The sequence below is a fragment of the Pelomonas sp. Root1444 genome (assembly GCF_001426885.1).
Taxonomy (GTDB): Bacteria; Pseudomonadota; Gammaproteobacteria; order Burkholderiales; family Burkholderiaceae_C; genus Pelomonas.
Genome location: NZ_LMFP01000003.1, coordinates 1,090,110 through 1,113,671 on the forward strand (window position 1 = coordinate 1,090,110; position 23,562 = coordinate 1,113,671).

Here is a 23,562-nt window from a genome sequence, read left to right on the forward strand (position 1 = left end):
AAAAGCAGAAAGCCGCCCAAGGGCGGCTTCTCAACGAAGGGCAGGACGCACGCTCAGGCTGAAAAGCTGGAGCCGCATCCGCAGGTCGTCGTGGCGTTCGGGTTCTTGATGACGAACTGCGCGCCCTGCAGATCTTCCTTGTAGTCGATCTCGGCGCCCATCAGGTACTGCAGGCTCATCGAGTCGATCAGCAGCGTCACGCCGTTCTTCTGCATCTGCGTGTCGTCGTCGTTGACCGCCTCGTCGAAGGTGAAGCCGTACTGGAAGCCGGAGCAGCCGCCGCCCTGCACGAACACGCGCAGCTTCAGGTCGGGGTTGCCTTCCTCGGCCACCAGGTCACGCACCTTGTCGGCGGCGCTGTCGGTGAAGACCAGGGGCACGGGAATGTCGGTGACGGGGGTATCAAGCACGGCGCTCATGGCGAGGCTCCTGTGAATCTGTCCAGAGACGAATATGGGGATTGTCCGCGCAAAAACAAAAGGCCGCTCGAAGCGGCCTTTTGTATCCAAGCGCAGAAATTAACGCTTGCTGAACTGCTTGCGACGACGGGCGCCGTGCAGGCCGACCTTCTTACGCTCGACTTCACGCGCGTCACGCGTGACGAAGCCGGCGCGGCTCAGTTCGGGCTTCAGCGTTGCGTCGTAGTCGATCAGCGCGCGGGTGATGCCCAGGCGCAGCGCGCCGGCTTGACCCGACTCGCCACCGCCATGCACGTTCACCTTGATGTCGAACGCTTCACCGTTGTTCGTCAGCAGCAGGGGCTGCTTGGCGATCATGATGGAGGTCTGACGACCGAAGTAAGCGTCGATGGCCTTGCCATTGACGATGATCTGGCCCGTGCCCTTCTTCATGAAGACGCGAGCGACCGACGACTTGCGACGGCCCGTACCGTAATTCCAGTTTCCGATCATGGCCGTTCCTTAGATCTCGAGAGCCTTGGGCTGCTGGGCGGTATGCGGGTGCGTCGGGCCGGCATAGACCTTCAGCTTCTTGACCATCGCGTAGCCGAGCGGGCCCTTGGGCAGCATGCCCTTGACGGCCTTCTCCAGCGCGCGGCCGGGGTGCTTGGCTTGCATGTCCTTGAACTTCGTGGCGTAGATGCCACCGGGGAAGCCGCTGTGACGGTAGTACACCTTGTCGGTGGCCTTGTTGCCGGTCACACGGAGCTTTTCCGCGTTGACGATGACGATGAAATCACCGGTGTCCACGTGAGGCGTGTAAATGGCCTTGTGCTTGCCGCGCAAACGGAGTGCCACTTCGCTGGCAACACGTCCGAGCACCTTGTCGGTGGCGTCAATCACAAACCACTCGTGCGTCACCTCGGCCGGCTTGGCGCTGAAGGTCTTCATGAGTTGCTTTCGCTGTGCCGGCTCTCAAGAACCGGCAATGGATGGCTGAATTTCGACTGGCTTCGGTGCTGTGTCATGGATGCACAACCTCTCGGCGCAGCCCGCTCGTTTTCTCGACTCGTTTGCACGGCGACGCGGGCCTCAGTTTCTTTCCCGCAGCCTTTTGACGGAAAAGCCCGCGAGTGTAGCAGCTTGGATTCTGGTTTGAAAGGGCACGACCAGCTACGCTCGACACATCCCGCTTGCGTCCTGCCATGCCCTCCAAACCGCCCTCCGCCCCAGCAGCGCCGCCCGCCGATCCGGCAACGGACTGGGATCACGAGCTGTCGGCCTTCGGCCCGGACCCCCATCCGCCGGCCACCGAGCCCAGCGGCGGCGCGCTGGCCAGCGCCCGCGCTGCGCTCGGGCGGCTGGCGACCTGGGTGCCCATCCGCTCGCTGGCCAGGCGCCACCGCCATCGCATCATCGACCACCTGCTGGCGCTGGAGGACCGCGACCGCTACCTGCGCTTCGGCTACCCGGCCTCGGACGAGCAGATCCGCAAGTACGCGCTCAGCATCGACTTCGCCCGCGACGAGGTGCTGGGCATCTTCAGCCGCCGCCTGCAGCTGGTCGCCATGGCGCATCTGGCGTACGGCCAGCCGGTGCCGGGCGACCCCAACCGAACGATGGCCGAGTTCGGCGTTTCGGTGCTGCCGCAGTCACGTGGTCGCGGCCTCGGCCGGCGGCTGTTCGACGCCGCCGCGCTGCACGCCCGCAACCGCGGCATCGACACCCTCTTCATCCATGCGCTGAGCGAGAACCGCCCGATGTTGCGCATCGCGACCGCGGCCGGCGCCATCGTCGAGCGGGACGGTGGCGAGTCCGCGGCCTGGCTGCGCCTGCCGCCGGAGACCTTCGGCTCCCAGGTCGAACAGGCGCTGGAGCGGCACCTCAGCGAACTGGACTTCCAGTTCAAGCGCCAGGCGCAGGTGTTGAGCGGCTTCGTCGACAGCGTGGCCGAGGTGAAAGCCCATTTCGATGCGTCCGGGCGCGCTGCCAAGGAGTGAAATCGAGCGCGGCGCGGCACCCGCCCCCTCAGACTGGGGGAATCGGGAATAGCGAGTAATTACCTGTCACCTGATTACGCTACATTGAACTCCTAATGCGCCGCGCATCCGTCGGCGACGACGTCCAACTCCCCGAGGACATGCCGTACGCCATCTATTGGATCGCAGCGCTGGCTGCATGCGTGTTGGGCCTGGCAATCAGCTTGGTCTGGGCGCTGCGTCGGCCGGCGTACGCCAACAAAGGCCTGCCCGCGGAGTGGTCACTCACGGCCCGGCCGGTTTTCACCACCGATGAGCGGCGCATCTTCCGCCTGCTGCGCGAGGCGCTGCCGCATCACGTCGTGCTGTCCAAGCTGCCGCTGGTGCGCTTTTGCCAGCCGACCGAGGCCAAGGAAGTGCGCTACTGGTTCGACCTGCTCGGCGCCTCCCATGTGACCTTTGCGGTCTGCAGCCCCAACGGCCGCGTGCTGGCCGCCATCGACCTGGAAGGCGAGCGCGGCGTCACACCGCGCAGCCTGCAGATCAAGCATGCGGTGCTGTCCGCCTGCCGGGTGCGCTACCTGCGCTGCGCGCCGGACCAGTTGCCCAGCGTCGCCGAGCTGCAGCTGCTGGTGCCCCAGGGCAGCAACCCGCGCGGCCCGCTGCCCGCGCCGGCGGCCACCGCCAGCCTGCCGCGCCGGCGCGGCAGCGCGGTCGGCGGCAGCGAGGAAGACTACGGCAGCGACTGGGGCCAGTTCTCCCAACCCCTGCCGCTGTGGCAGGACGCCCATGTCTTCGGCGGCCACGGCGACGGCTTCAGCGAGCGCCGCCCGCGCGTGCCCGCCCCTGCCGCGCAGTTGCCGCAACGCCTCGCGCCCCAACGCAGCATGGACCCGGGGCGCTACAACCCGCGCAACCTGCCGGTGCTGGACGATGCGGATGACGAGGCGATGCTGGACGACATCGTCGGCGTGGTCGTCGACGCCCCGCGCTACGCGACCCAGCGCCCGCGGCGCGGCTGAGAACGCCCGACCGGCGACACTCGCCGGATGCATGACGCGACCCCTGACCTCAGCTTCGGCGACCTGACGCCCGAGTTCATGCTTGACGCGCTGGACGCGGCCGGCCTGCGTGCCGACGGCCGGCTGCTGCAGCTCAACTCCTTCGAGAACCGCGTGCTGATGCTGCACCTGGAGGATGGCGGTGCGGCCGTCGCCAAGTTCTACCGGCCCCGGCGCTGGAGCGACGCGCAGATCCTGGAAGAGCATGCCTTCGCCGCCGAGCTGGCCGCCGCCGAAGTGCCGGTGGCCGCGCCGTGGACGCTGGCCGGCGGCTCGACGCTCTTCCACCACCAGGGCCAGCGCCTGGCCGTCACGCCGCGCCAGGGCGGCCGCGGGCCGGAGCTGGAAGACCCCGAGGTGCTGCGCTGGATCGGCCGCCTGCTGGCGCGGCTGCACGGCGTCGGGCGCCAGCGGCCGTTTGCCGAGCGCCTCAGCTGGGCCAGCGCCGCGCCGGCCCAGGTGGCGCGGGACTGGCTGATGGCCAACGGCGCCATCCCGGCCGAGATCGTCCCGCAGTGGGACGAAATTGCGCGCCGCTGCATCGCGTCCATCCAGGCCGCCTTCGACAGCCTGCCCGACCTGCAGCTGACCCGCCTGCACGGCGACTGCCACCCGGGCAACATCCTGTGGACTCCGGACCGCGGGCCGCATTTCGTCGACCTGGACGACGCCGTCATGGGCCCGGTCGTGCAAGACCTGTGGATGCTGCTGCCCGGCGAACCGGATGCGGCGCGCAGCTTGCTCAACGCGGTGCTGGACGGCTACGAGCAGATCGCCGAATTCGACGACCGCGAACTGCGCCTCATTGAGCCGCTGCGCACGATGCGCATGATCCACCACAGCGCCTGGCTGGCGCGCCGCTGGGGCGACCCGGCCTTCCCGCTCGCCTTCCCCTGGTTCGGCACCCCCAACTACTGGCTGGATCAGGTCGCCAAGCTGCGGGAGCAACTGGAGGCCATGAAGCCCCGGGATGCGCCGCCCACACTGGCGCGGGACGAGGATGCCGTGGACTTCGACGGCGACGGGTTTTCATGAGGCGGCGAGGCCGGCACTAACGGGCACGTCGGAGCGATTGGCCGAAAATACTGGATATGCATACAGTATTGTGGTCTCATCCAGGCTCCGGTTTCTTCCCCGCTTGTTGTCTGCCCGGCCATGTTGTCCGCTCCCCTGCCCTCCTCTGTCAGCCCGCCTCATGCCGGGCATCCGCTGTTGACGAGCCCGCCCGGCGCGCTGCCGTTGGAAGCTCAATGGCAAGGCCGGCTGTGGCGCGGCAGCAGCCTGAGCACCTCGGCCGACCCGACGCTGCCCAGCGGCTTCGCGGCCCTGGATGCCGAACTGCCGGGCGGTGGCTGGCCCACCCGTGCGGCGGTGGAACTGCTGACGCCGCAGCCGGGCGTGCTGGAGTGGCGCCTGCTGGCACCGGGCCTGCGGGCCTGGTGGGCCAGCCAGGCGCTGCCCCCCGCCCAGCCGGGGCGGCCGGGGCGGCGTTCACGCGCAGCCGCGCCGGCAGCGGCGATGCGCACGCTGCTGCTCGTCAACCCGCCGCACACGCCGCACCTGCCGGGGCTGCAGGCCCTGGGTTTGCCGGCATCGGCGCTGATCTGGGTGGCGGCCGGCACGCCGGCACAGGCACTCTGGGCCGCCGAACAGGCCATCAAGTCGCGCGTTGCCGTGCTGGCCTGGCTGCCCGAGGCGCGGCCCGAGCAGATCCGGCGCCTGCAGGTCAGCGCGCTGGGTTCGGACGCGCCGGTCTTCCTGATGCGGCCCGAGCGCGCGGGACAGCAGTCCTCGGCGGCGCCACTGCGCCTGGTCGTCAAGCCTGGCGAGGGCTGGGACTTGCAGGTGCATCTGCTCAAGCGCCGCGGGCCGGCGCACGAGGGTTGGCTGGCGTTGCCGGCCGTGCCGGGCGCGGTCGAGCCGCTGCTGACGGCAGCCAAGCGCAAGCCCCTGCCCGCCCCCGTGCCGGACCCCGCCCCGGCGCCGGTCAGCCCTCCGACGGAGCGCCCGCATGCGCTGGCTCGCCCTGTGCAGCACGCCTGATGCGCCGGGCCAAGACATCGACGCCCTGGGCTGGCTGGCGCTGAGCTTCACGCCGCGGGTCGCGCGGCTGGAGGAGGCCGTCGTTGCCGAGGTGTCGAGCAGCCTGCGCCTGTTCGGCGGTGCCAGGGCGCTGCGCCAGCGCCTGCAGGCCCGTGCCGCGCTGGCGGGCCTGGCCCTGGGCGCCACCGCCTGGGCGCCGACGGCGCTGGCCGCGCTGGCGCTGGCGCGCGCGGCCCCGCCGCCCCGCCAGGGCCGGCTCGGCGAGCGACTCGACGCCCTGCCGCTCTCGGCCCTGAGCGCCGCCCACGCGCACCAGGCCATGCTGGCACGCCTGGGCTGCCAGCGGCTGGGCGAGTTGCGCCGGCTGCCCCGCCCGGCGCTGGCCAGGCGCTTCGGCCCGGCGCTGCTGACGGCGCTGGACCAGGCCTATGGCGAGCTGCCCGAGGCGCACGACTGGCTGACGCTGCCCGAGCGCTTCGACGCGCGGCTGGAGCTGCCCTACCGCGTGGAGCATGCGCCGGTGCTGCTGCACTTTGCCGAGGCGCTGCTGCGCCAGCTCTGCGCCTTCCTCGCCGCCCGCCACGCCGGCGTGCGTGCGCTGCGCCTGGCCTGGCAGCACGACGCCATGCGCGCGCGCGACGTGGCCGGCAGCGGCGAGCTGAGCATCGCCACCGCCGACACGACCCGCGACATGCGCCGCCTGACGCGCCTGTTGGGCGAGCACCTGGCCCGCACGACATTGGCCGCGCCGGCCGGCGAGATCAGCCTCAGCGCCGACGCGGTGCTGCCGCTGGAGGAGGCCAGCAGCAGCCTGCTGCCCGGCCATGGCGGAGCCCAGGATCCACAAGAGCGCGCGACGACGAACGCGCTGCTGGAGCGGCTGTCGGTGCGCCTGGGCGCCGGCCAGGTGCGCGAGGGCCGGCTGCACGAAGACCACCGGCTGGCCGAGATGCAGCGCTGGCAGGCCTGGCCGGCGCCGCCCTGCCCCGCCGTGCGCCGCCCGCCGGGGCCGCAGCCCACCTGGCTCGTCGAGCCGCCCCAGCCGCTGCGCTGCGATGCGCAGGAGCAGCCGCTGTACGCCGGGCCGCTGGCGCGCGTCAGCGGGCCGCACCGCATCGAGGCCGGCTGGTGGCAGGCCGGCGGGCTGCAGACGCGCGACTACTACATCTACCGCAGTGCCGCCCGCGGGCTGCTGTGGGTCTATCACGAGCGGCTGCCCGACGCGGCCGCTGCGACGAGCGGATGGTTCCTGCATGGGGTGTTCGCATGAGCCCCTCACGGCCGCCCGAAGGGGCTCATTCCCGCCTGGCGGCGCAGCGCGAAGCGCGAAGGGAGCACCAATGAGCCCGCCGCAATCCGACCGCGACGAGCGCTTGCACGAGCTGCGCCGGCTGGGTTTCGAGTCGGACGCCGACATGCGCCGCGCCGCCGACGCGCTGCAGCCACCCGGCGCTTCCTCCGCCCCTCATGGCCGTGCCGGCCCGGCGGCAGCCCCACCCCGCGAGCTGCCGCGCTACGCCGAGCTGCACTGCCTGACGGCCTTCAGCTTCCTGCGCGGCGCGTCCGAACCGCAGGAGCTGGTGGAGCGGGCCGTCACCCAAGGCTACGAGGCCCTGGCCATCACCGACGAGTGTTCGCTGGCCGGCGTCGTGCGCGCGCACAAGCAGCTGCGCGAGATGCGCGAGGCGGCGCACCACGCCTTGAAGGTGGCCGCGAAGGAAGCCGGCGAACCGGACGCCGACATCGAGCAGCCGCAGCTGATGAAGCTGCTCATCGGCAGCGAGTTCCTCGTCCGCGACGACGCCGGCACGCCGCGCTTCAAGCTCGTGCTGATCGCGCAGAACCTCAACGGCTACGGCAACCTCAGCCAGTTCATCACCCGGCTGCGCCGCGCCAGCCCCGTGAAGGGCGAGTACACGCTGCACTGGCGCCAGATCGCCCCCGAGACGCTGGTCGACTGCCTGGCGCTGCTGGTGCTGCCGCGCGAGGCCAGCGACGCCGAGCTGGCTTCGCCCGCGCACTGGGCGCTTCGCCACTTCGCCGGCCGGGCCTGGCTGGCCGTAGAGCTGCTGCGCGAGGCCAGCGACGCGCTGTGGCTGCAGCGCCTGCAGGCGCTGTCCGACGACACCGCCCTGCCGCTGGTCGTCACGGGCGACGTGCACTTCCACGTGCGCTCGCGCAAGGCCCTGCAGGACGTGATGACGGCCACGCGGCTGGGGCGCCCCGTGGCCGAATGCGGCTTCGACCTGCAGCCCAATGCCGAGCGGCACCTGCGCAGCCGCTACCGGCTCTCGCGCATCTACCCCGAGGCGCTGATGCAAGAGACCTTGCATGTGGCGGCGCGCTGCACGTTCAGGCTCGACGAGATCAGCTACCAGTACCCCAGCGAAGTGATCCCGCCCGGCCGCACGGCCATGCAGCACCTGCGCGCGCTGACCTACGAGGGCGCGGCCCAGCGCTGGCCCGCCGGGCTGACGGACGCATGGCGAGCCCGCCTCGAGCACGAACTCCAGCTGATCGAAGACCTCCGCTACGAGCACTACTTCCTGACCGTCGCCGACACGGTGAGGTTCGCCCGCAGCCAGGACATCCTCTGCCAGGGCCGCGGCTCGGCGGCCAACAGCGTCGTCTGCTACTGCCTTGAAATCACCTCGGTGAACCCGGAAGAAAGCACGCTGCTGTTCGAGCGCTTCATCAGCCGCGAGAGGAACGAGCCGCCGGACATCGACGTCGATTTCGAGCACGAGCGCCGTGAGTTGGTCATCCAGTACCTCTACGACAAATACGGCCGCGACCGCGCGGCGCTGACCGCCGTCGTGATCTGCTACCGCCCCAAGAGCGCGATCCGCGACGTCGGCAAGGCGCTGGGCTTCAGCGAGGAACAGCTCGACGTGATGAGCAGCGACCACAGCGGTTGGTCCACCCAGGTGCTGCCCGAAGAACATCGCCTGGCATTGCTCCAGAAACTGGGCCTGGCCGACGACGACCCGCGCCTGCAGCAGCTCATCACGCTGGGCCGCCAGCTCAACGGGCTGCCGCGCCACCTGAGCCAGCACGTCGGCGGCTTCGTGCTGACGGAAGGACCGCTGGAACGCCTCGTGCCCATCGAGAACGCGACGATGGAGAACCGCAGCGTCATCGAATGGGACAAGGACGACATCGACGAGCTGAAGATGATGAAGGTCGACGTGCTGGCGCTGGGCATGCTCACCGCCATCAAGCGCTGCTTCGACCTCGTCAACCCCCTGCGGGGCCAGGCCTACGAGCTGGCCACCATCCCGCAGGGCTGCGACAAGACCTACGACATGATCTGCAAGGCCGACACCATCGGCGTCTTCCAGATCGAGTCCCGCGCGCAGATGTCCATGCTGCCGCGCCTGCGGCCGCGCAACTACTACGACCTCGTCATCGAAGTCGCCATCGTGCGGCCCGGCCCCATCGAGGGCGGCATGGTGCACCCGTACCTGAAGAACCGCGCCCTGCCCGAAAACGAGGTTGAGTACCCGAGCGAAGCGCTGAAAGCCGCGCTGTGGCGCACGCGCGGCGTGCCCATCTTCCAGGAGCAGGTCATGCAGGTGGCCATGATCGCGGCCGGCTTCAGCGCGGGCGAGGCCGATCAACTGCGCCGGGCCATGGCCGCCTGGAAGCGCCCCGGCGTGCTGGAGAAGTACTACGACAAAGTCGTCGACGGCATGCGCAAGCGCGGCTACACCGACGACTTCGCCAAGCGCATCTTCGACCAGATCAAGGGCTTCTCCTCCTACGGCTTCCCCGAGTCCCACGCTGCCAGCTTCGCGCTGCTCACCTACGTCAGCTCCTGGCTCAAATGCCACGAACCCGCGGCCTTCCTGTGCGCGCTGCTGAACTCGCAGCCGCTGGGCTTCTACACGCCCAGCCAGCTGGTGCAGGACGCTCGCCGGCACGACGTGGACGTGCGATCCATCGACGTCAACCACAGCGACAAGGACAGCACGCTGGAGCTGCGGCCGGGGCAGCACCAGCCCGCCGTCCGCCTCGGCCTGCGCCTCGTCAGCGGCCTGGGCAACGACGCAGCCGAACGCATCGAAAAAGCCCGCCGCCGTGACGGCGCCTTCGCCCACCCGCAAGACCTGGCCCTGCGCGCCCGCCTCACGCAGCAGGACATGCAGCAACTCGCCGCCGCCGACGCGCTCACCTCACTCGCCGGCCACCGCCGCCAGCAGGTCTGGCAGGCCTCGGCGCTGCATGCCATGCCGGCGCTGCTGCAAGGCAGCCTGCTGCCCGAGGACGACCTCGCCCTGCCCGCCGCCGCCGAGGGCGAGGAGGTGCTGTGGGACTACGCCGCCACCGGCCTGACGCTGCGCCGCCACCCGCTGGCGCTGCTGCGCCCGCGCCTGGCCAAGCAGGGCTTGCTGACGGCGGCCCAGCTCGACAAGCTCAAGAGCGGCCGCCGCGCCCGCGCCTGCGGCATCGTCACCGGCCGGCAGAAGCCGCAAACCGCCAAGGGCACCCTCTTCGTCACGCTGGAAGACGAGACCGGCAACGTGCAGGTCATCGTCTGGCCCAAGGTGTACGAGGAACACCGCAGCACCATCCTCGGCGCGCGGCTGCTGGCCGTGGACGGCGTCTGGCAACGCGGCGATGGCGACGTGCGCCACCTGCTGGCGCAGGGCTTCGAGAACCTCAACCCGCTGCTGGGGAGGTTGCCGACGGAGAGTCGGGATTTCAGGTGAACCAGGGGAACCACTGACGATCATCAAACTTCTGGCTCATCTGGCGAGCTACCCTGTTCCTAATCTGGCGACACAACAGCCACAGCTCAGGGGGATTCATGCTGATCGCGCACAGCCGGAACAGTGCGGGTGACTGGCACCCGCTCGACGAGCATCTCGCCAAGGTGGCACGTCTTGCTGCGGAGTTTTCCGCCACTTGGAACGACCCGTTCTGGGCTCGGCTTGCTGGCGCCTGGCACGACCTCGGCAAGGCCCGTCCGGGGTTCCAACGCCATGTGCAGCAAGACCGTGACGCCCACATCGAAGGTCGCATTCGCAGCAATGACAAGACCCACTCGGCCGCCGGTGCCCTGCACGCCCGGGCCGAGTTCGTGCGCATCATCGGCTCCCCCGCCGCAGCCGCACTGGCCCGGCCTCTGGAATATCTGATCGCCGGGCACCACGCCGGCCTTGCGGATTGGCAGCCCGATACCCACGAAGGCCTGGCAACGCGCCTGGCCCACACCAACGCCCAAGCTGAACATCGCGAGGCCATCCACGCCCTGGCCCAGGCGAACACCACACCAGCCGCTCCCCTCGACGCCACCACACTGATGGCTGAGGCCCGCCGGTGGAGCCAGGACAACAAGAACGGTCTGCCACTCGGTCGTGCGCTCGGCCTGCGCATGCTGTTCTCGGCCCTGGTCGATGCCGACTTCCTGGACACCGAGCGTCATTTCGATGACGGCAAGGCGGCCCGACGCGGCGCCTTCCCCTCCATTGCCGAGTACGCAGCTCGGCTGGGCGCACACCTCGATGCCAAGGCCGCCGAAGTCCAGGCCCAAGGACGTGCCGACGACCCCATCATGCGCGCCCGTGGCGATGTGCTCGCCGCCTGCCGCGCGAAGGCCGAACTGCCGCCCGGCGTCTTCAGCCTCACCGTGCCCACCGGTGGCGGCAAGACCCTGTCCTCGCTCGCCTTCGCCCTCGACCACGCCCGCCAGCACGGCCTGCGCCGCGTGGTCTATGCCATTCCCTACACCAGCATCATCGAGCAGACGGCCAGCGTGTTCGCCGGCATCTTCGGCGCCGAGAACGTGCTGGAGCACCACAGCCAGGCCCAGGAACGCGACGAGCGCGAGACCACCGCCACTCGCCTTGCCGCCGAGAACTGGGACGCGCCCCTCATCGTCACCACCAACGTCCAGCTCTTCGAGTCCCTGTTCGCCGCCCGCACCTCGCAGTGCCGCAAGCTGCACCGCCTGGCCGGCAGCGTCATCGTGCTGGATGAGGCGCAGATGCTGCCTCCGGCTTTCCTGCAACCCATCCTCGATGCGCTCAACGTCCTGCTCGCGCGATTTCGCATCAGCCTCGTGCTGTGTACCGCGACGCAACCCGTGCTGACCGACAGCGGTCACCCGGACATCCGCAAACGTCTTCGCGGCTTGCCCGCAGCGCAGCCCATCATCGACACCCCGGAGCCCCTGTTCGATCGCCTGCGCCGCACCCACATCCACTGGCCGCGCGACCTCTCCACGCCCACCGAACTGCCCGACCTGGCCGAGCGCCTGCAAGCCGAGCGCTGCGCGCTCGCCATCGTCAACACCCGGCAGGACGCCATGGACCTCGCCCGCCTGCTGCCGCGCGAGAGCACCCTGCACCTCAGCGCGGCCATGTGCGGCGCCCACCGCGCCGACGTGCTGGCCGAACTCCGCCATCGCCTCGCGCATCGCGGCGACCAGCCGCTGCACCTCATCGCCACGCAACTCATCGAGGCCGGCGTGGACGTGGACTTCCCCGTCGTCTTCCGCGCACTCGCCGGGCTCGATTCCATTGCCCAGGCCGCCGGCCGCTGCAACCGCGAAGGGCGGCTCGATGCGCCCGGCGCCGTGCACGTCTTCGTGCGCCCCATCCCCAAGCCGCTCGCGCTCTTGCGCAGCGCCGCCGAAACGACGGTCAGCCTGCATGCGGCCGGGCTGCCCGATGCTCTGGCACCCACCGCTTTCGAGCGCTACTTCCAGCTCTTCTACAGCCGCCAGCCGCAGCTCGACGCCAAGGGCATCGTCGGCCTGCTCGAAGACCGTGACACGAAGTTCGAGTTCAGCTTCCGCACGGCGGCAGACAACTTCAAGCTGATCGACGACGCCGGGCAGGAGGCCGTGATCGTTCCCCTGCACGAGGTTCCCGGCATCGGTGGGAGCCACCAGGCGCTGGCCCCATTGATTCAGCAGCTCCAAAGCGGCGCCACCGATCGCTGGCTGCTGCGCAAGCTCCAGCGCTACACGCTCAACGTGCACGCCCACCAGTTCAAGGCCCTCGAGCGCGACCTTGCGCCGCTGCCGGGCGGGGGCTATCTGCTGACCGACGTCACGCGCTATGACCCGCGCTTTGGCTTGCTATCGGGAAGTCACCCGCTCGACGCCATGAGCCTCGTCCAGTAGCGTTGCTCAAGAGGCATTCAAAAAGGTATTCCAGGGAGGAACAATGCCCCAGACATTCACGCTGCTTGCCAGCGGCGACTTCGCCTGCTTCACCCGCCCCGAGATGAAGGTGGAGCGCGTCTCCTACGACGTCATCACCCCTTCTGCGGCGCGTTCGCTCTTCGAAGCCATCCTGTGGAAGCCCGCGGTGCGCTGGCAGGTGCGCCGCATCGAGGTGCTTCGGCCCATCCGCTGGATCAACCTGCGGCGCAACGAGGTGGGCGCAGTGATCTCCACCCGCAACGTGCAGCAGGCCATGACGGCCGGCGCGGGCGACCTGGCGCTCTATGTGGAGGACGAGCGCCAGCAGCGGGCCGGGCTCTTCCTGCGCGACGTGGCCTACCGCCTGCATGCGGAACTGCAGGTGACCAGCAACGAGCCGCGCCAGAAATACGAAGAGATGTTCCTGCGCCGCGCCAGCAAAGGGCAGTGTGTCAACCAGCCCTACCTCGGCTGCCGCGAGTTCGCCGCGGACGTGCGCCTGGTCGAGCCGGGCAGCCCGCAGCCCCCGCCCATTGCGGAGAACAAGGACCTCGGCTGGATGCTGCACGACCTTGACTTTGGCAACCCGGCCTCGCCTCAGCCCCGCTTCTTCCGCGCCGCGATGAAGGCAGGCGTCATCGACGTGCCCGCGTTCGATTCCCAAAAGGTGGCCGCATGATCCTGCACGCCCTGGCCGATCTGTACGAGCGCCGCAGCCACGACCCCGACCCCGCGCGCCGCCTGCCCAAGCCGGGCTGGGAAGACAAGGTCATCCCCTTCGTCGTCGAGCTGCGGCCCGACGGTAGCGCCGTGCAGTTGCGCGACACGCGACGGCAAGAGGGCAAGAAGCGGGTCGGCGCCAGCTTCCTCGTCCCGCAGTCGGTCAAGAAGACCTCGGGCGTCGCGGCCAACCTGCTGTGGGACAGCGCCGAGTACGCGCTCGGCGCCAGCGCCAAGGCCGAAAGCCCAAACCTGGCGAAACAGGCCGCCGCATTCCGGGAACGTGCGGAGGCCCTACTACCTTGGGCCGGGTCTGATGTGGGCCTGAACGCCTTGCTCGCTTTCCTGCGCGCGCCTCATCTCATCCCGTTGCAGGCAGCGCCCCACTGGGCCGAAATGCTCGAAACCAATGCCCAGGTCGCGTTCGAGCTTCAGGGCGATCCAGGCCTGCTCATCTGCGAGCGCCCGGCCGTGGCCGCAGCCATCGATGCACTCCGCGCATCCCAGAGCGCTGGCGAACTGGCTCCCTGCCTCATCTTGCAAGGACAGCAGCTCCCGGCGGCGCGACTGCACACATCGATCAAGGGCGTCTGGGGCGCACAGAGCTCGGGGGCCAACGTCGTGTCCTTCAACCTGGATGCCTTCAACTCCTACGGCAAGACGCAGGGGCTGAACGCGCCGGTCAGCGAGCAGGCCGCGTTCGCCTACACCACCGCCCTCAACGACCTGCTCAAGACCGACTCGCGCAACCGCGTCCAAGTGGGGGATGCCTCCACCGTGTTCTGGGCCGACAGGCCGCATGAATTCGATGGCGAATACACGCTGGCCGACCTTCTGGGCGAGCCCAGGCCCGACAACCCGGACCGAGGACGGGACGCCGTGCGCGCGCTCTACCGCACCGTGCAGGCCGGCCAGCAGCCTGCAGCCGAAGGCAGCACCCGCTTCTTCATCCTGGGCCTTGCACCCAATGCGGCGCGCATCAGCGTGCGCTTCTGGCTGCCCGGCGTGCCCTTCGTCGACCTGGCGCCGCGTCTACTCCAGCACTTCGAGGACATCCGCGTGGCACGACGCTTCGACAACGAGCCCGAGACCCCCTCGCTCTTCAGGCTGCTCACCACCTGCGCCCTGCAAGGCAAGGCCGACAACATCCCGCCCCGCCTGGCCGGTGAATGGATGCGCGCCATCCTCGAAGACCTGCCCCTGCCGGCCGGCTTGCTCAATGCCGCCGTGCAGCGCTGCAAGGCCGAGCAAGACGTGACCTACCTGCGCGCCTGCGTGCTCAAGGCCTGGCTCAACCGCCAGATGCGCAGCCAGCCTCGCCCCAACCTTTCCACGCTTCCGTTCAAGGAGACCCTCGACATGAGCAACGACACACCGGCCTACAAGTGCGGGCGACTGTTCGCCACGTTTGAGCGCATTCAGGGTGAGGCCCAGGGCGATATCAACACCACCATTCGTGATCGCTACTTCGGCGCCGCATCGACCACGCCCGCCAACATCTTTGCGTCACTGCAAAAACTGATGTTTGCCCACCTGCGCAAGCTCACCAAGAAGCGAGCCGAGTACTTCCAAAAGCTGGTCGGCGAGATCGTGGCGCTACCGATGCGAGAGCTGCCTCACCGCCTCACCTTGCCCCAGCAAGCCGAATTCGCCCTCGGCTACTACCACCAGCGCCAAGACTTCTTCACCAAGAAGACCGATACCGACACCACCACTGACCAACCCCAGGGAGATTGAGAACATGAGCACCCCCATCACCGGCCGCCTTGATTTCGTGCTGCTCTTCGACGTGAAGGATGGCAACCCCAATGGCGACCCCGACGCCGGCAACATGCCCCGCATCGATGCCGAGACCGGCCACGGCCTGATGACCGACGTGGCGCTCAAGCGCAAGCTGCGCAACTTCGTGCAGCTCGTCAAAGGCGCGCAGCCGCCCTACGACATCTACATCAAGGAAAAGGCGGTGCTGGAGCAGACCCACCGCAAGGCCTATGAAGCTGTGGGCGCCGAAGCCGAACTGGCCGACGACCCCGACGCCAAGGGCAAGAAGAAGCGCAAGGGCAGTGCCGACAGCGTGGACAAGGCCCGTGCCTGGATCTGCCAGAACTTCTTCGACGTGCGCACCTTCGGCGCTGTCATGTCCACCGGCGTCAACTGCGGTCAGGTCCGCGGCCCCGTGCAGCTGACCTTCGCCCGCTCCGCCGACCCCATCGTCGCCAGCGAGCACAGCATCACCCGCATGGCCGTGGCCACCGAGGCCGAGGCCGAGAAGCAAGGCGGCGACAACCGCACCATGGGCCGCAAGCACACCGTGCCCTACGGCCTCTATCGCTCGCACGGCTTCGTGTCCGCCTTCCTCGCCAAGCAGACCGGCTTCAGCGCCGAAGACCTGGAACTGCTGATGCAAGGCCTGGAGCAGATGTTCGAGCACGACCGCTCGGCCGCCCGCGGCGAGATGGCCACCCGCGGACTGTTCGTCTTCCAGCACGAGAGCGAGCTCGGCAACGCCCACTCGCACAGCCTGTTCGATCGCATCAGCATCAAGCTCAAGGACGGCGTCGCCGCGCCGCGCAGCTTTGCGGACTATGAAGTCAGCGTCGACGAGGCCGGCCTGCCCAGTGGCGTCAAGCTGCTGCGCCGCATCGGCTGAACGGCAGGGATGGGCCATGCAAGACATTGACCCCATCCCGTTGTCCGCCCTCCAGCACTGGGCCTACTGCCCGCGGCAATGCGCCCTCATCCACCTGGAGCAGGCCTTCGACGACAACCTGCACACGCTGCGCGGCAACGCACTGCACGCCCGGGTGGACCAGCCCGGCGTGCTCAGCGAACGCGGCGCGCGGGTCGAGCGCGCGTTGCCGCTCTGGCACGACGCGCTGGGCCTCATCGGCAAGGCGGACGCAGTGGAGTTCGAGCCGGACGGCACGCCCTACCCCGTCGAGTACAAGCAGGGGTCGCGCAACAAGGCCGCCGAAATCGCTGCCTGCGACGAGCTGCAGCTGGCCGCGCAGGCGCTGTGCCTGGAAGCCATGACCGGGCGCAAGGTGCCCGAAGCCGCGCTGTTCTACGCCAGCTCCAAACGCCGCCGCGTCGTGGCCATCGACGCTGCACTGCGGCAACGCGTGGCCGAAGCCAGCGCTGCGGTGCATGCGCTGCTGGACAGCGGGCAGCTGCCACCTCCCTTGACCGGCAGCCTCGCTGCGCAGCGCTGCAAGAACTGCTCGCTGCACGACCGCTGCCAACCCGAGACGGCGCAACCAGGCGGCGCACCCGCCATTCAAGCGCTGTTCGATCCCGATGCCGACCTCGGCGTCATGCCCTGACTGCCGAGGTGCGCATGCAGCTGCTCAATACCCTCTACCTCACCACGCCGGAAACCTACCTGCGCGTGGAGAACCAGACGCTCGCCATCGAACAGAACCGCGAACTCAAGCTCCGCGTGCCGCTGCATCACCTGCATGCCGTGGTGTGCTTCGGCCACATCCAGGTCTCGACCCCGCTGATGCACACGCTCGCCCAGCAAGGCGTCGCACTGGTGCTGCTGGACGACCACGGCCGCTTCCAGGCTCGGCTTGAGGGCGCCACCGCCGGCAACGTGCTGCTGCGCCGCGCACAACACCAGTTCAGCCTGGACGCCGGCCGCACGCTCGCGCTGGCGCGCTGCTTCGTCGCCGGCAAGGTGCGCAACGCCCGCAGCCTGCTGCTGCGCGGCGCGCGGGAAGCCAAGTCCGAGGCAGACGGCGCGCGACTCACCCGCCTCGCCCAGAACCTGGCAGCCAGCCTTCGCGCGTTGCCTGGGTGCGAAACGCTGGATGCACTGCGCGGTGTGGAAGGCGAAGCCGCGCGCGAGCACTTCATGGGCCTTAGCCTGCTCGTGCGCCCCGAGGCGCGTGAGCACTTCCACCTGCAAGACGGCCGCAGTCGCCGGCCGCCGCGCGACCGCCTCAATGCGCTGCTCTCTTTCCTGTACAGCCTCTGGATGAACGACTGCCGCAGCGCGCTGGAGGCGGTGGGGCTGGACCCTCAAGTCGGCTTCCTGCATGCGCTGCGCCCGGGACGAGCGGCGCTGGCGCTGGACTTGATGGAAGAGTTCCGCCCGGTGGCCGACCGCCTGGCGCTCACCCTCATCAACCGCCAGCAACTGCGCGCCGCCGACTTCATCGAACGCGAGGGCGGCGCGGTCACCCTCAAACCCGACGCGCGCAAGGCCGTGCTCGTTGCGTTCCAGGAACGCAAGCAGGAGACGTTGCAGCACCCCTTGCTCGCACAGCCCATGGCGCTCGGCCTCGTGCCGCTCGTGCAGGCTCGGCTGCTCGCACGCGCGGTGCGCGGCGAAACGGACGCCGAGGGCCGGCCGGCAAGCTACCTGCCCTTCCTTATCCGGTGAAAGCGCCATGCTGGTGATCGTCTGCTACGACGTGAACACGGAAACACGCGAAGGCCGGCGCCGGCTGCGCCGTGTGGCCAAGCTCTGCGAAGCCACTGGCCAGAGGGTGCAGAAATCGGTTTTCGAATGCCAGATCGACCTCGCCCAGTTGGAAACGCTGGAGCGCAAGCTGCGCGCCGAAATCGAGGAGACGCAGGATTGCCTGCGCATCTACCGCCTCCCCGACACGCGCGGCGCGGAAGTTCGCGAGTACGGCCACTTCAAGGCGGTCGACTTTGAAGGGCCCCTGGTGTTGTGAGCGCCTCCCGCGCGAACCTGCAGCGCCGCGGTCCTCACCGTGAGGATCGCGCGGCGCGAAAAGCCAGTGATGACAGGCACCTGCGAGCTCAGGCGGCCATCACGCCACGTTGCAACCAGTCAGCGAGTCCATGGTTCGCGGACAACGGCAGAATTCGCCAGTTCCGCTCAGGCTTTGCCAGCGGGGGGCACCGCCCGCCTTCACCGGCGGGCGTGGGTTGAAACTACTTAAACGCTGCTCAACGCTCACGCAACGCGGAGCACCGCCCGCCTTCACCGGCGGGCGTGGGTTGAAACCTTGCTGGCGGCATTGCGGTGCTGGCAAAGCGCTGCACCGCCCGCCTTCACCGGCGGGCGTGGGTTGAAACTTGCCGGGCTTGCGGCCGGTCTGCTGCTCGACCTGCACCGCCCGCCTTCACCGGCGGGCGTGGGTTGAAACGTCGTCGTGCACATGCTCACGCGCGCCGAGCGCGGCACCGCCCGCCTTCACCGGCGGGCGTGGGTTGAAACCTGCACCCTGACACGCAAGCCTTGGTGTGGGCTGGCACCGCCCGCCTTCACCGGCGGGCGTGGGTTGAAACATGGCACCAGTTGTTGCCATTGGCCACCTTGGCGCGCACCGCCCGCCTTCACCGGCGGGCGTGGGTTGAAACTTTGCCGGCAGCGCGCCCGTCGCCGAGGGTGTGGGCACCGCCCGCCTTCACCGGCGGGCGTGGGTTGAAACTTCCAGCTCGGCGATGTAGCTGGCGAGTGCGCGGGCACCGCCCGCCTTCACCGGCGGGCGTGGGTTGAAACACGCAGCACCTGCGGGCGGAAGGCGCGGCCCGTGAGCACCGCCCGCCTTCACCGGCGGGCGTGGGTTGAAACGGGTCAGGCGGTCGGCGGGATGGGGGGATCGATGGCACCGCCCGCCTTCACCGGCGGGCGTGGGTTGAAACTGCATCCACCCCGTGAGTGCACTGGTGATCGGCGCACCGCCCGCCTTCACCGGCGGGCGTGGGTTGAAACCGGCGGTTCGGCTGGCGTCAACCTGGGCCAGTTGCACCGCCCGCCTTCACCGGCGGGCGTGGGTTGAAACGACAAGATCGCCGAGCAAAGCCTCTCCACCCGCGCACCGCCCGCCTTCACCGGCGGGCGTGGGTTGAAACTGCGTGCTCGTCACCGGAGCGCGGAATGCAATGGGCACCGCCCGCCTTCACCGGCGGGCGTGGGTTGAAACTATGTGACCGGTGCCGGTGTGTCCGGCAACACAACGCACCGCCCGCCTTCACCGGCGGGCGTGGGTTGAAACCTTGCCCGCGTGGCGCGCCCCGATGCCCCGGCCCGCACCGCCCGCCTTCACCGGCGGGCGTGGGTTGAAACACGATGGTGCGGAATGGTGCGCCGGCGATGACGTTGCACCGCCCGCCTTCACCGGCGGGCGTGGGTTGAAACCTCTCCAACGAGGGCATGCCCCTGCCGCTCGACAGCACCGCCCGCCTTCACCGGCGGGCGTGGGTTGAAACGACGCTGGCTTTGCCGAAGGGCTGGGCAACTTGCGCACCGCCCGCCTTCACCGGCGGGCGTGGGTTGAAACGAGATCGCCGACCGCAAGGCGCGCGGCGAGTGGAGCACCGCCCGCCTTCACCGGCGGGCGTGGGTTGAAACTTCTGCCACCTCACCGACGCGCACAAGGTCACTGGCACCGCCCGCCTTCACCGGCGGGCGTGGGTTGAAACGTCAGGCGGTCGGTCATGGTGGGCTCATCGGGTTGCACCGCCCGCCTTCACCGGCGGGCGTGGGTTGAAACGGCTGGGGGCTCGGGTCTGCGCGCAGCACCGCCGCACCGCCCGCCTTCACCGGCGGGCGTGGGTTGAAACCGCTTAAACGCGTCGACGGCGGCGTCGAACGACGCACCGCCCGCCTTCACCGGCGGGCGTGGGTTGAAACACCTCACGCCTGGTGCTCATGCGCCCCAAGGCCGGCACCGCCCGCCTTCACCGGCGGGCGTGGGTTGAAACATGTGTTCTCCGAGGTGAAGAGGGAGTGCAGACGGCACCGCCCGCCTTCACCGGCGGGCGTGGGTTGAAACAGCGAGTACTCCACGTCGCTGTCGAGGTACTTGTGCACCGCCCGCCTTCACCGGCGGGCGTGGGTTGAAACCAGCGCCACCATGTGCGCGTAGGTCGGCGCAGCGCACCGCCCGCCTTCACCGGCGGGCGTGGGTTGAAACGTCAGCCAGGCTGTGGGCATGGCCCATCGCGCGGCACCGCCCGCCTTCACCGGCGGGCGTGGGTTGAAACTCGACCACGCCGATCTGCTGGCGCGTGTCGTGGTGCACCGCCCGCCTTCACCGGCGGGCGTGGGTTGAAACAGCAGTGCCGCCAGTTGCTCGCGGCCGCCGACGGAGCACCGCCCGCCTTCACCGGCGGGCGTGGGTTGAAACCGCCCGCAGACGGTCCGCGCCGAGCTGGCCGACTGGCACCGCCCGCCTTCACCGGCGGGCGTGGGTTGAAACGAGCTGGCCTCGCACAGCGCCCGGAGACGCCAGTGCACCGCCCGCCTTCACCGGCGGGCGTGGGTTGAAACTCGACAATGTGTCGGCCGGCCTGCCGGCAGATGCGGCACCGCCCGCCTTCACCGGCGGGCGTGGGTTGAAACTGGGCGAACCCGAGCGCCTGTTCGCTGAGCGCGTGCACCGCCCGCCTTCACCGGCGGGCGTGGGTTGAAACGCTTCAACACCGACGGCACGGTGTCGACGCGCGACCGCACCGCCCGCCTTCACCGGCGGGCGTGGGTTGAAACACCGACGGCCTCACCATCCCGCCCGCGGGCAGCCTGCACCGCCCGCCTTCACCGGCGGGCGTGGGTTGAAACATCGTCGCCAATGAGCCGCGCTCTGCGACCGTTGCACCGCCCGCCTTCACCGGCGGGCGTGGGTTGAAACCGCGTCGCCTACGTCGAAACCGGCAAAGGCTCCGCACCGCCCGCCTTCACCGGCGGGCGTGGGTTGAAACCTTCGTAGGCCACGGCTTGACCAGGCTTGAAGTGGCACCGCCCGCCTTCACCGGCGGGCGTGGGTTGAAACGTCCTCACGACCGGAAACCGGGCAAATCCGGCAAGCACCGCCCGCCTTCACCGGCGGGCGTGGGTTGAAACAAGACCATGATCCTCCGCCCGGTCATCAAGGCGGTGCACCGCCCGCCTTCACCGGCGGGCGTGGGTTGAAACACCGACATCTCGCGCTGGCGCGCGCCGTCCCGGTGCACCGCCCGCCTTCACCGGCGGGCGTGGGTTGAAACAAGCTCAACACCGGCACCGGGACGGGATCAGTGACGCACCGCCCGCCTTCACCGGCGGGCGTGGGTTGAAACCTCGATGATCGCCACGAGCGGCGCAATGCTCGAGGGGCACCGCCCGCCTTCACCGGCGGGCGTGGGTTGAAACTGCGGGATGCCTTCGTTGGCCTTCAGGATCGCCGGCACCGCCCGCCTTCACCGGCGGGCGTGGGTTGAAACAGCACGTACCGCCCGGGCTGCTTCTCCCACACGATGCACCGCCCGCCTTCACCGGCGGGCGTGGGTTGAAACTTCGTCATGAACCCGAACCGCAAGAACGCCGCAGGGCACCGCCCGCCTTCACCGGCGGGCGTGGGTTGAAACGATGCGGACCACCCGGAGGCGGGCGACCTGTTCGCGCACCGCCCGCCTTCACCGGCGGGCGTGGGTTGAAACTGCCGCTTGGACTCGGCGGCCTCGCGGTACTGCGCACCGCCCGCCTTCACCGGCGGGCGTGGGTTGAAACCACAACAAGCTGGGGCGGCTTTAAGCCTGTGCCTGTGGGCGCACCGCCCGCCTTCACCGGCGGGCGTGGGTTGAAACCGCATCTGGTCGCTGAAGCGCATGCCATCCAGGCTGCACCGCCCGCCTTCACCGGCGGGCGTGGGTTGAAACAGCAGGGGGACGCCCTCCATGAAGTCCCCGACGCTGCACCGCCCGCCTTCACCGGCGGGCGTGGGTTGAAACCGAAGTTGGCGGCGTTCACGTTGGTCATGCCCGGCACCGCCCGCCTTCACCGGCGGGCGTGGGTTGAAACAAACTCGCGCCGGATGAAGGGCAGGCCGAGTTCGAGCACCGCCCGCCTTCACCGGCGGGCGTGGGTTGAAACGGCTGAAAGTCCAGTTGCCGGTGTCATCGGCGGCGCACCGCCCGCCTTCACCGGCGGGCGTGGGTTGAAACTGTGGAGCGCCGCGGACTACACCGGCGCGTCGCCGCACCGCCCGCCTTCACCGGCGGGCGTGGGTTGAAACACCAACAACGCCGCGGAAACCGCTGAAGCCACTGCACCGCCCGCCTTCACCGGCGGGCGTGGGTTGAAACCACTCCGACAAGACCGGTACCGACCGCACGCCCAGCACCGCCCGCCTTCACCGGCGGGCGTGGGTTGAAACAGCACGGCACTGCCTCTCCGCGCTCCGTAGGCGCGCACCGCCCGCCTTCACCGGCGGGCGTGGGTTGAAACCCTTTGTTGCCCAGGCGCTCGGCACCACCGTCGAAGCACCGCCCGCCTTCACCGGCGGGCGTGGGTTGAAACGCCGATGCGCTGGTGCGTGACGGCGGACTCGACGGCACCGCCCGCCTTCACCGGCGGGCGTGGGTTGAAACAGCAACGTCTGGGCGCCTTGCCGATGCAGCATCGCACCGCCCGCCTTCACCGGCGGGCGTGGGTTGAAACTTTCCGCCACTGTCGTCAGGCGCTGCGCCCATCGTGCACCGCCCGCCTTCACCGGCGGGCGTGGGTTGAAACAAGCTGGGCCTCTACCGTGGCCTGAATTTCGACGCACCGCCCGCCTTCACCGGCGGGCGTGGGTTGAAACAACCTGTGGGTGGACCGCGGAATGGGGCGCCCAGCGCACCGCCCGCCTTCACCGGCGGGCGTGGGTTGAAACAGGCCGTAGCTGCTCTGCCGCCACGCCGGGCTCACCGCACCGCCCGCCTTCACCGGCGGGCGTGGGTTGAAACAGCTGTCGCTGAAGCCGTCGCTCACCAGCGACTCGCACCGCCCGCCTTCACCGGCGGGCGTGGGTTGAAACTCGATCAACAGGCCGATCGCGCCCGCGATGGCCGCACCGCCCGCCTTCACCGGCGGGCGTGGGTTGAAACTTCACCAACTACTCGTTCGATGCAGTGCACCTGGCACCGCCCGCCTTCACCGGCGGGCGTGGGTTGAAACAGTTCCGATTCGCTCACACGAACTGTATCCGTCGGCACCGCCCGCCTTCACCGGCGGGCGTGGGTTGAAACCTGCTGTCGCGCTGGGACATCGCGCGCGACAAGCCCATGCACCGCCCGCCTTCACCGGCGGGCGTGGGTTGAAACACACAGCAGATCGCGCGCGGCGTCCAAGAGTTCGCACCGCCCGCCTTCACCGGCGGGCGTGGGTTGAAACCGGCCGTCCCTCGGCCGCATCGCCTCGCTGGGGACGCACCGCTCGCCTTCACCGGCGGGCGTGGGTTGAAACCCGCCTCGTCGGCTTTCTTGGCGGC

General features: G+C 69.4%; 16 protein-coding genes and 1 CRISPR repeat array. Of the genes, 13 read left to right on the plus strand and 3 right to left on the minus strand.

The window, feature by feature from the left end; all coding sequences use genetic code 11:
* Window positions 1-53 precede the first annotated feature (53 nt).
* From erpA to rplM, 3 genes are all read right to left on the minus strand, one after another.
* On the minus strand, window positions 54-419 hold the full coding sequence (erpA, locus tag ASD35_RS07780; RefSeq protein WP_056874288.1) for an iron-sulfur cluster insertion protein ErpA: 366 nt from the start codon (window positions 417-419) through the stop codon (window positions 54-56).
* 99 nt (window positions 420-518) lie between these two features.
* On the minus strand, window positions 519-911 hold the full coding sequence (gene rpsI / locus ASD35_RS07785) for a 30S ribosomal protein S9 (protein ID WP_056874289.1): 393 nt from the start codon (window positions 909-911) through the stop codon (window positions 519-521).
* Window positions 912-920: 9 nt separating this feature from the next.
* Window positions 921-1,349 (minus strand): 50S ribosomal protein L13, encoded by a 429-nt coding sequence (gene rplM / locus ASD35_RS07790; protein ID WP_056203159.1) that lies wholly within the window; start codon window positions 1,347-1,349, stop codon window positions 921-923.
* 254 nt (window positions 1,350-1,603) lie between these two features.
* Between rplM and ASD35_RS07795 the strand changes: the two genes are divergently transcribed.
* The 13 genes from ASD35_RS07795 (at window position 1,604) to cas2 (ending at window position 18,039) form a co-directional block, all read left to right on the plus strand.
* A complete protein-coding gene (locus ASD35_RS07795; RefSeq protein ID WP_082579983.1) occupies window positions 1,604-2,398 on the plus strand; it encodes a GNAT family N-acetyltransferase in 795 nt (264 codons plus the stop codon).
* Window positions 2,399-2,493: 95 nt separating this feature from the next.
* The gene (locus tag ASD35_RS07800) at window positions 2,494-3,399 is read left to right on the plus strand and encodes a DUF2726 domain-containing protein (protein WP_056874290.1); all 906 of its coding nucleotides are present in this window, start codon (window positions 2,494-2,496) and stop codon (window positions 3,397-3,399) included.
* A gap of 27 nt (window positions 3,400-3,426) precedes the next feature.
* A complete protein-coding gene (locus ASD35_RS07805; RefSeq protein WP_056874291.1) occupies window positions 3,427-4,473 on the plus strand; it encodes a serine/threonine protein kinase in 1,047 nt (348 codons plus the stop codon).
* A gap of 120 nt (window positions 4,474-4,593) precedes the next feature.
* On the plus strand, window positions 4,594-5,481 hold the full coding sequence (locus tag ASD35_RS07810) for a recombinase RecA (protein ID WP_162254433.1): 888 nt from the start codon (window positions 4,594-4,596) through the stop codon (window positions 5,479-5,481).
* The gene (locus ASD35_RS07815; protein WP_056874293.1) at window positions 5,450-6,751 is read left to right on the plus strand and encodes a DNA polymerase Y family protein; all 1,302 of its coding nucleotides are present in this window, start codon (window positions 5,450-5,452) and stop codon (window positions 6,749-6,751) included. The genes ASD35_RS07810 and ASD35_RS07815 overlap by 32 nt, the downstream gene beginning before the upstream one ends.
* Before the next feature lie 70 nt (window positions 6,752-6,821).
* Window positions 6,822-10,193: an error-prone DNA polymerase gene (locus tag ASD35_RS07820; RefSeq protein WP_235538269.1), complete on the plus strand. Its 3,372-nt coding sequence runs from the start codon at window positions 6,822-6,824 to the stop codon at window positions 10,191-10,193.
* A gap of 98 nt (window positions 10,194-10,291) precedes the next feature.
* Complete coding sequence (locus tag ASD35_RS07825; RefSeq protein WP_056874294.1) at window positions 10,292-12,613, plus strand: CRISPR-associated helicase/endonuclease Cas3; 2,322 nt, start codon at window positions 10,292-10,294, stop codon at window positions 12,611-12,613.
* A gap of 43 nt (window positions 12,614-12,656) precedes the next feature.
* On the plus strand, window positions 12,657-13,313 hold the full coding sequence (gene cas5c / locus ASD35_RS07830; protein WP_056874295.1) for a type I-C CRISPR-associated protein Cas5c: 657 nt from the start codon (window positions 12,657-12,659) through the stop codon (window positions 13,311-13,313).
* Window positions 13,310-15,091 (plus strand): type I-C CRISPR-associated protein Cas8c/Csd1, encoded by a 1,782-nt coding sequence (gene cas8c / locus ASD35_RS07835; RefSeq protein ID WP_056874296.1) that lies wholly within the window; start codon window positions 13,310-13,312, stop codon window positions 15,089-15,091. The genes cas5c and cas8c overlap by 4 nt, the downstream gene beginning before the upstream one ends.
* Before the next feature lie 4 nt (window positions 15,092-15,095).
* A complete protein-coding gene (gene cas7c / locus ASD35_RS07840) occupies window positions 15,096-16,004 on the plus strand; it encodes a type I-C CRISPR-associated protein Cas7/Csd2 (protein WP_056874297.1) in 909 nt (302 codons plus the stop codon).
* 16 nt (window positions 16,005-16,020) lie between these two features.
* Window positions 16,021-16,677 (plus strand): CRISPR-associated protein Cas4, encoded by a 657-nt coding sequence (gene cas4 / locus ASD35_RS07845; protein ID WP_056874298.1) that lies wholly within the window; start codon window positions 16,021-16,023, stop codon window positions 16,675-16,677.
* Between the two features lie 14 nt (window positions 16,678-16,691).
* Window positions 16,692-17,741 carry a type I-C CRISPR-associated endonuclease Cas1c gene (gene cas1c / locus ASD35_RS07850; RefSeq protein WP_056874299.1) on the plus strand — a complete coding sequence of 350 codons (1,050 nt, stop codon included), beginning with the start codon at window positions 16,692-16,694 and terminating at the stop codon, window positions 17,739-17,741.
* Window positions 17,742-17,748: 7 nt separating this feature from the next.
* The gene (gene cas2 / locus ASD35_RS07855) at window positions 17,749-18,039 is read left to right on the plus strand and encodes a CRISPR-associated endonuclease Cas2 (protein ID WP_056874300.1); all 291 of its coding nucleotides are present in this window, start codon (window positions 17,749-17,751) and stop codon (window positions 18,037-18,039) included.
* Between the two features lie 187 nt (window positions 18,040-18,226).
* Window positions 18,227-23,537: a CRISPR direct-repeat array (repeat unit 37 nt; unit sequence GCACCGCCCGCCTTCACCGGCGGGCGTGGGTTGAAAC).
* Window positions 23,538-23,562: the final 25 nt, after the last annotated feature.

Bases quoted from the DNA above. Each gene is read 5' to 3' on its own strand.
- cas8c (WP_056874296.1), top strand. From the start codon at position 13,310: ATGATCCTGCACGCCCTGGCCGATCTGTACGAGCGCCGCAGCCACGAC.
- ASD35_RS07805 (WP_056874291.1), top strand. From the start codon at position 3,427: ATGCATGACGCGACCCCTGACCTCAGCTTCGGCGACCTGACGCCCGAG.
- ASD35_RS07820 (WP_235538269.1), top strand. From the start codon at position 6,822: ATGAGCCCGCCGCAATCCGACCGCGACGAGCGCTTGCACGAGCTGCGC.
- erpA (WP_056874288.1), bottom strand. From the start codon at position 419: ATGAGCGCCGTGCTTGATACCCCCGTCACCGACATTCCCGTGCCCCTG.
- ASD35_RS07800 (WP_056874290.1), top strand. From the start codon at position 2,494: ATGCGCCGCGCATCCGTCGGCGACGACGTCCAACTCCCCGAGGACATG.
- ASD35_RS07825 (WP_056874294.1), top strand. From the start codon at position 10,292: ATGCTGATCGCGCACAGCCGGAACAGTGCGGGTGACTGGCACCCGCTC.
- rplM (WP_056203159.1), bottom strand. From the start codon at position 1,349: ATGAAGACCTTCAGCGCCAAGCCGGCCGAGGTGACGCACGAGTGGTTT.
- cas4 (WP_056874298.1), top strand. From the start codon at position 16,021: ATGCAAGACATTGACCCCATCCCGTTGTCCGCCCTCCAGCACTGGGCC.
- cas5c (WP_056874295.1), top strand. From the start codon at position 12,657: ATGCCCCAGACATTCACGCTGCTTGCCAGCGGCGACTTCGCCTGCTTC.
- ASD35_RS07815 (WP_056874293.1), top strand. From the start codon at position 5,450: ATGCGCTGGCTCGCCCTGTGCAGCACGCCTGATGCGCCGGGCCAAGAC.
- cas1c (WP_056874299.1), top strand. From the start codon at position 16,692: ATGCAGCTGCTCAATACCCTCTACCTCACCACGCCGGAAACCTACCTG.
- ASD35_RS07810 (WP_162254433.1), top strand. From the start codon at position 4,594: ATGTTGTCCGCTCCCCTGCCCTCCTCTGTCAGCCCGCCTCATGCCGGG.
- ASD35_RS07795 (WP_082579983.1), top strand. From the start codon at position 1,604: ATGCCCTCCAAACCGCCCTCCGCCCCAGCAGCGCCGCCCGCCGATCCG.
- cas2 (WP_056874300.1), top strand. From the start codon at position 17,749: ATGCTGGTGATCGTCTGCTACGACGTGAACACGGAAACACGCGAAGGC.
- rpsI (WP_056874289.1), bottom strand. From the start codon at position 911: ATGATCGGAAACTGGAATTACGGTACGGGCCGTCGCAAGTCGTCGGTC.
- cas7c (WP_056874297.1), top strand. From the start codon at position 15,096: ATGAGCACCCCCATCACCGGCCGCCTTGATTTCGTGCTGCTCTTCGAC.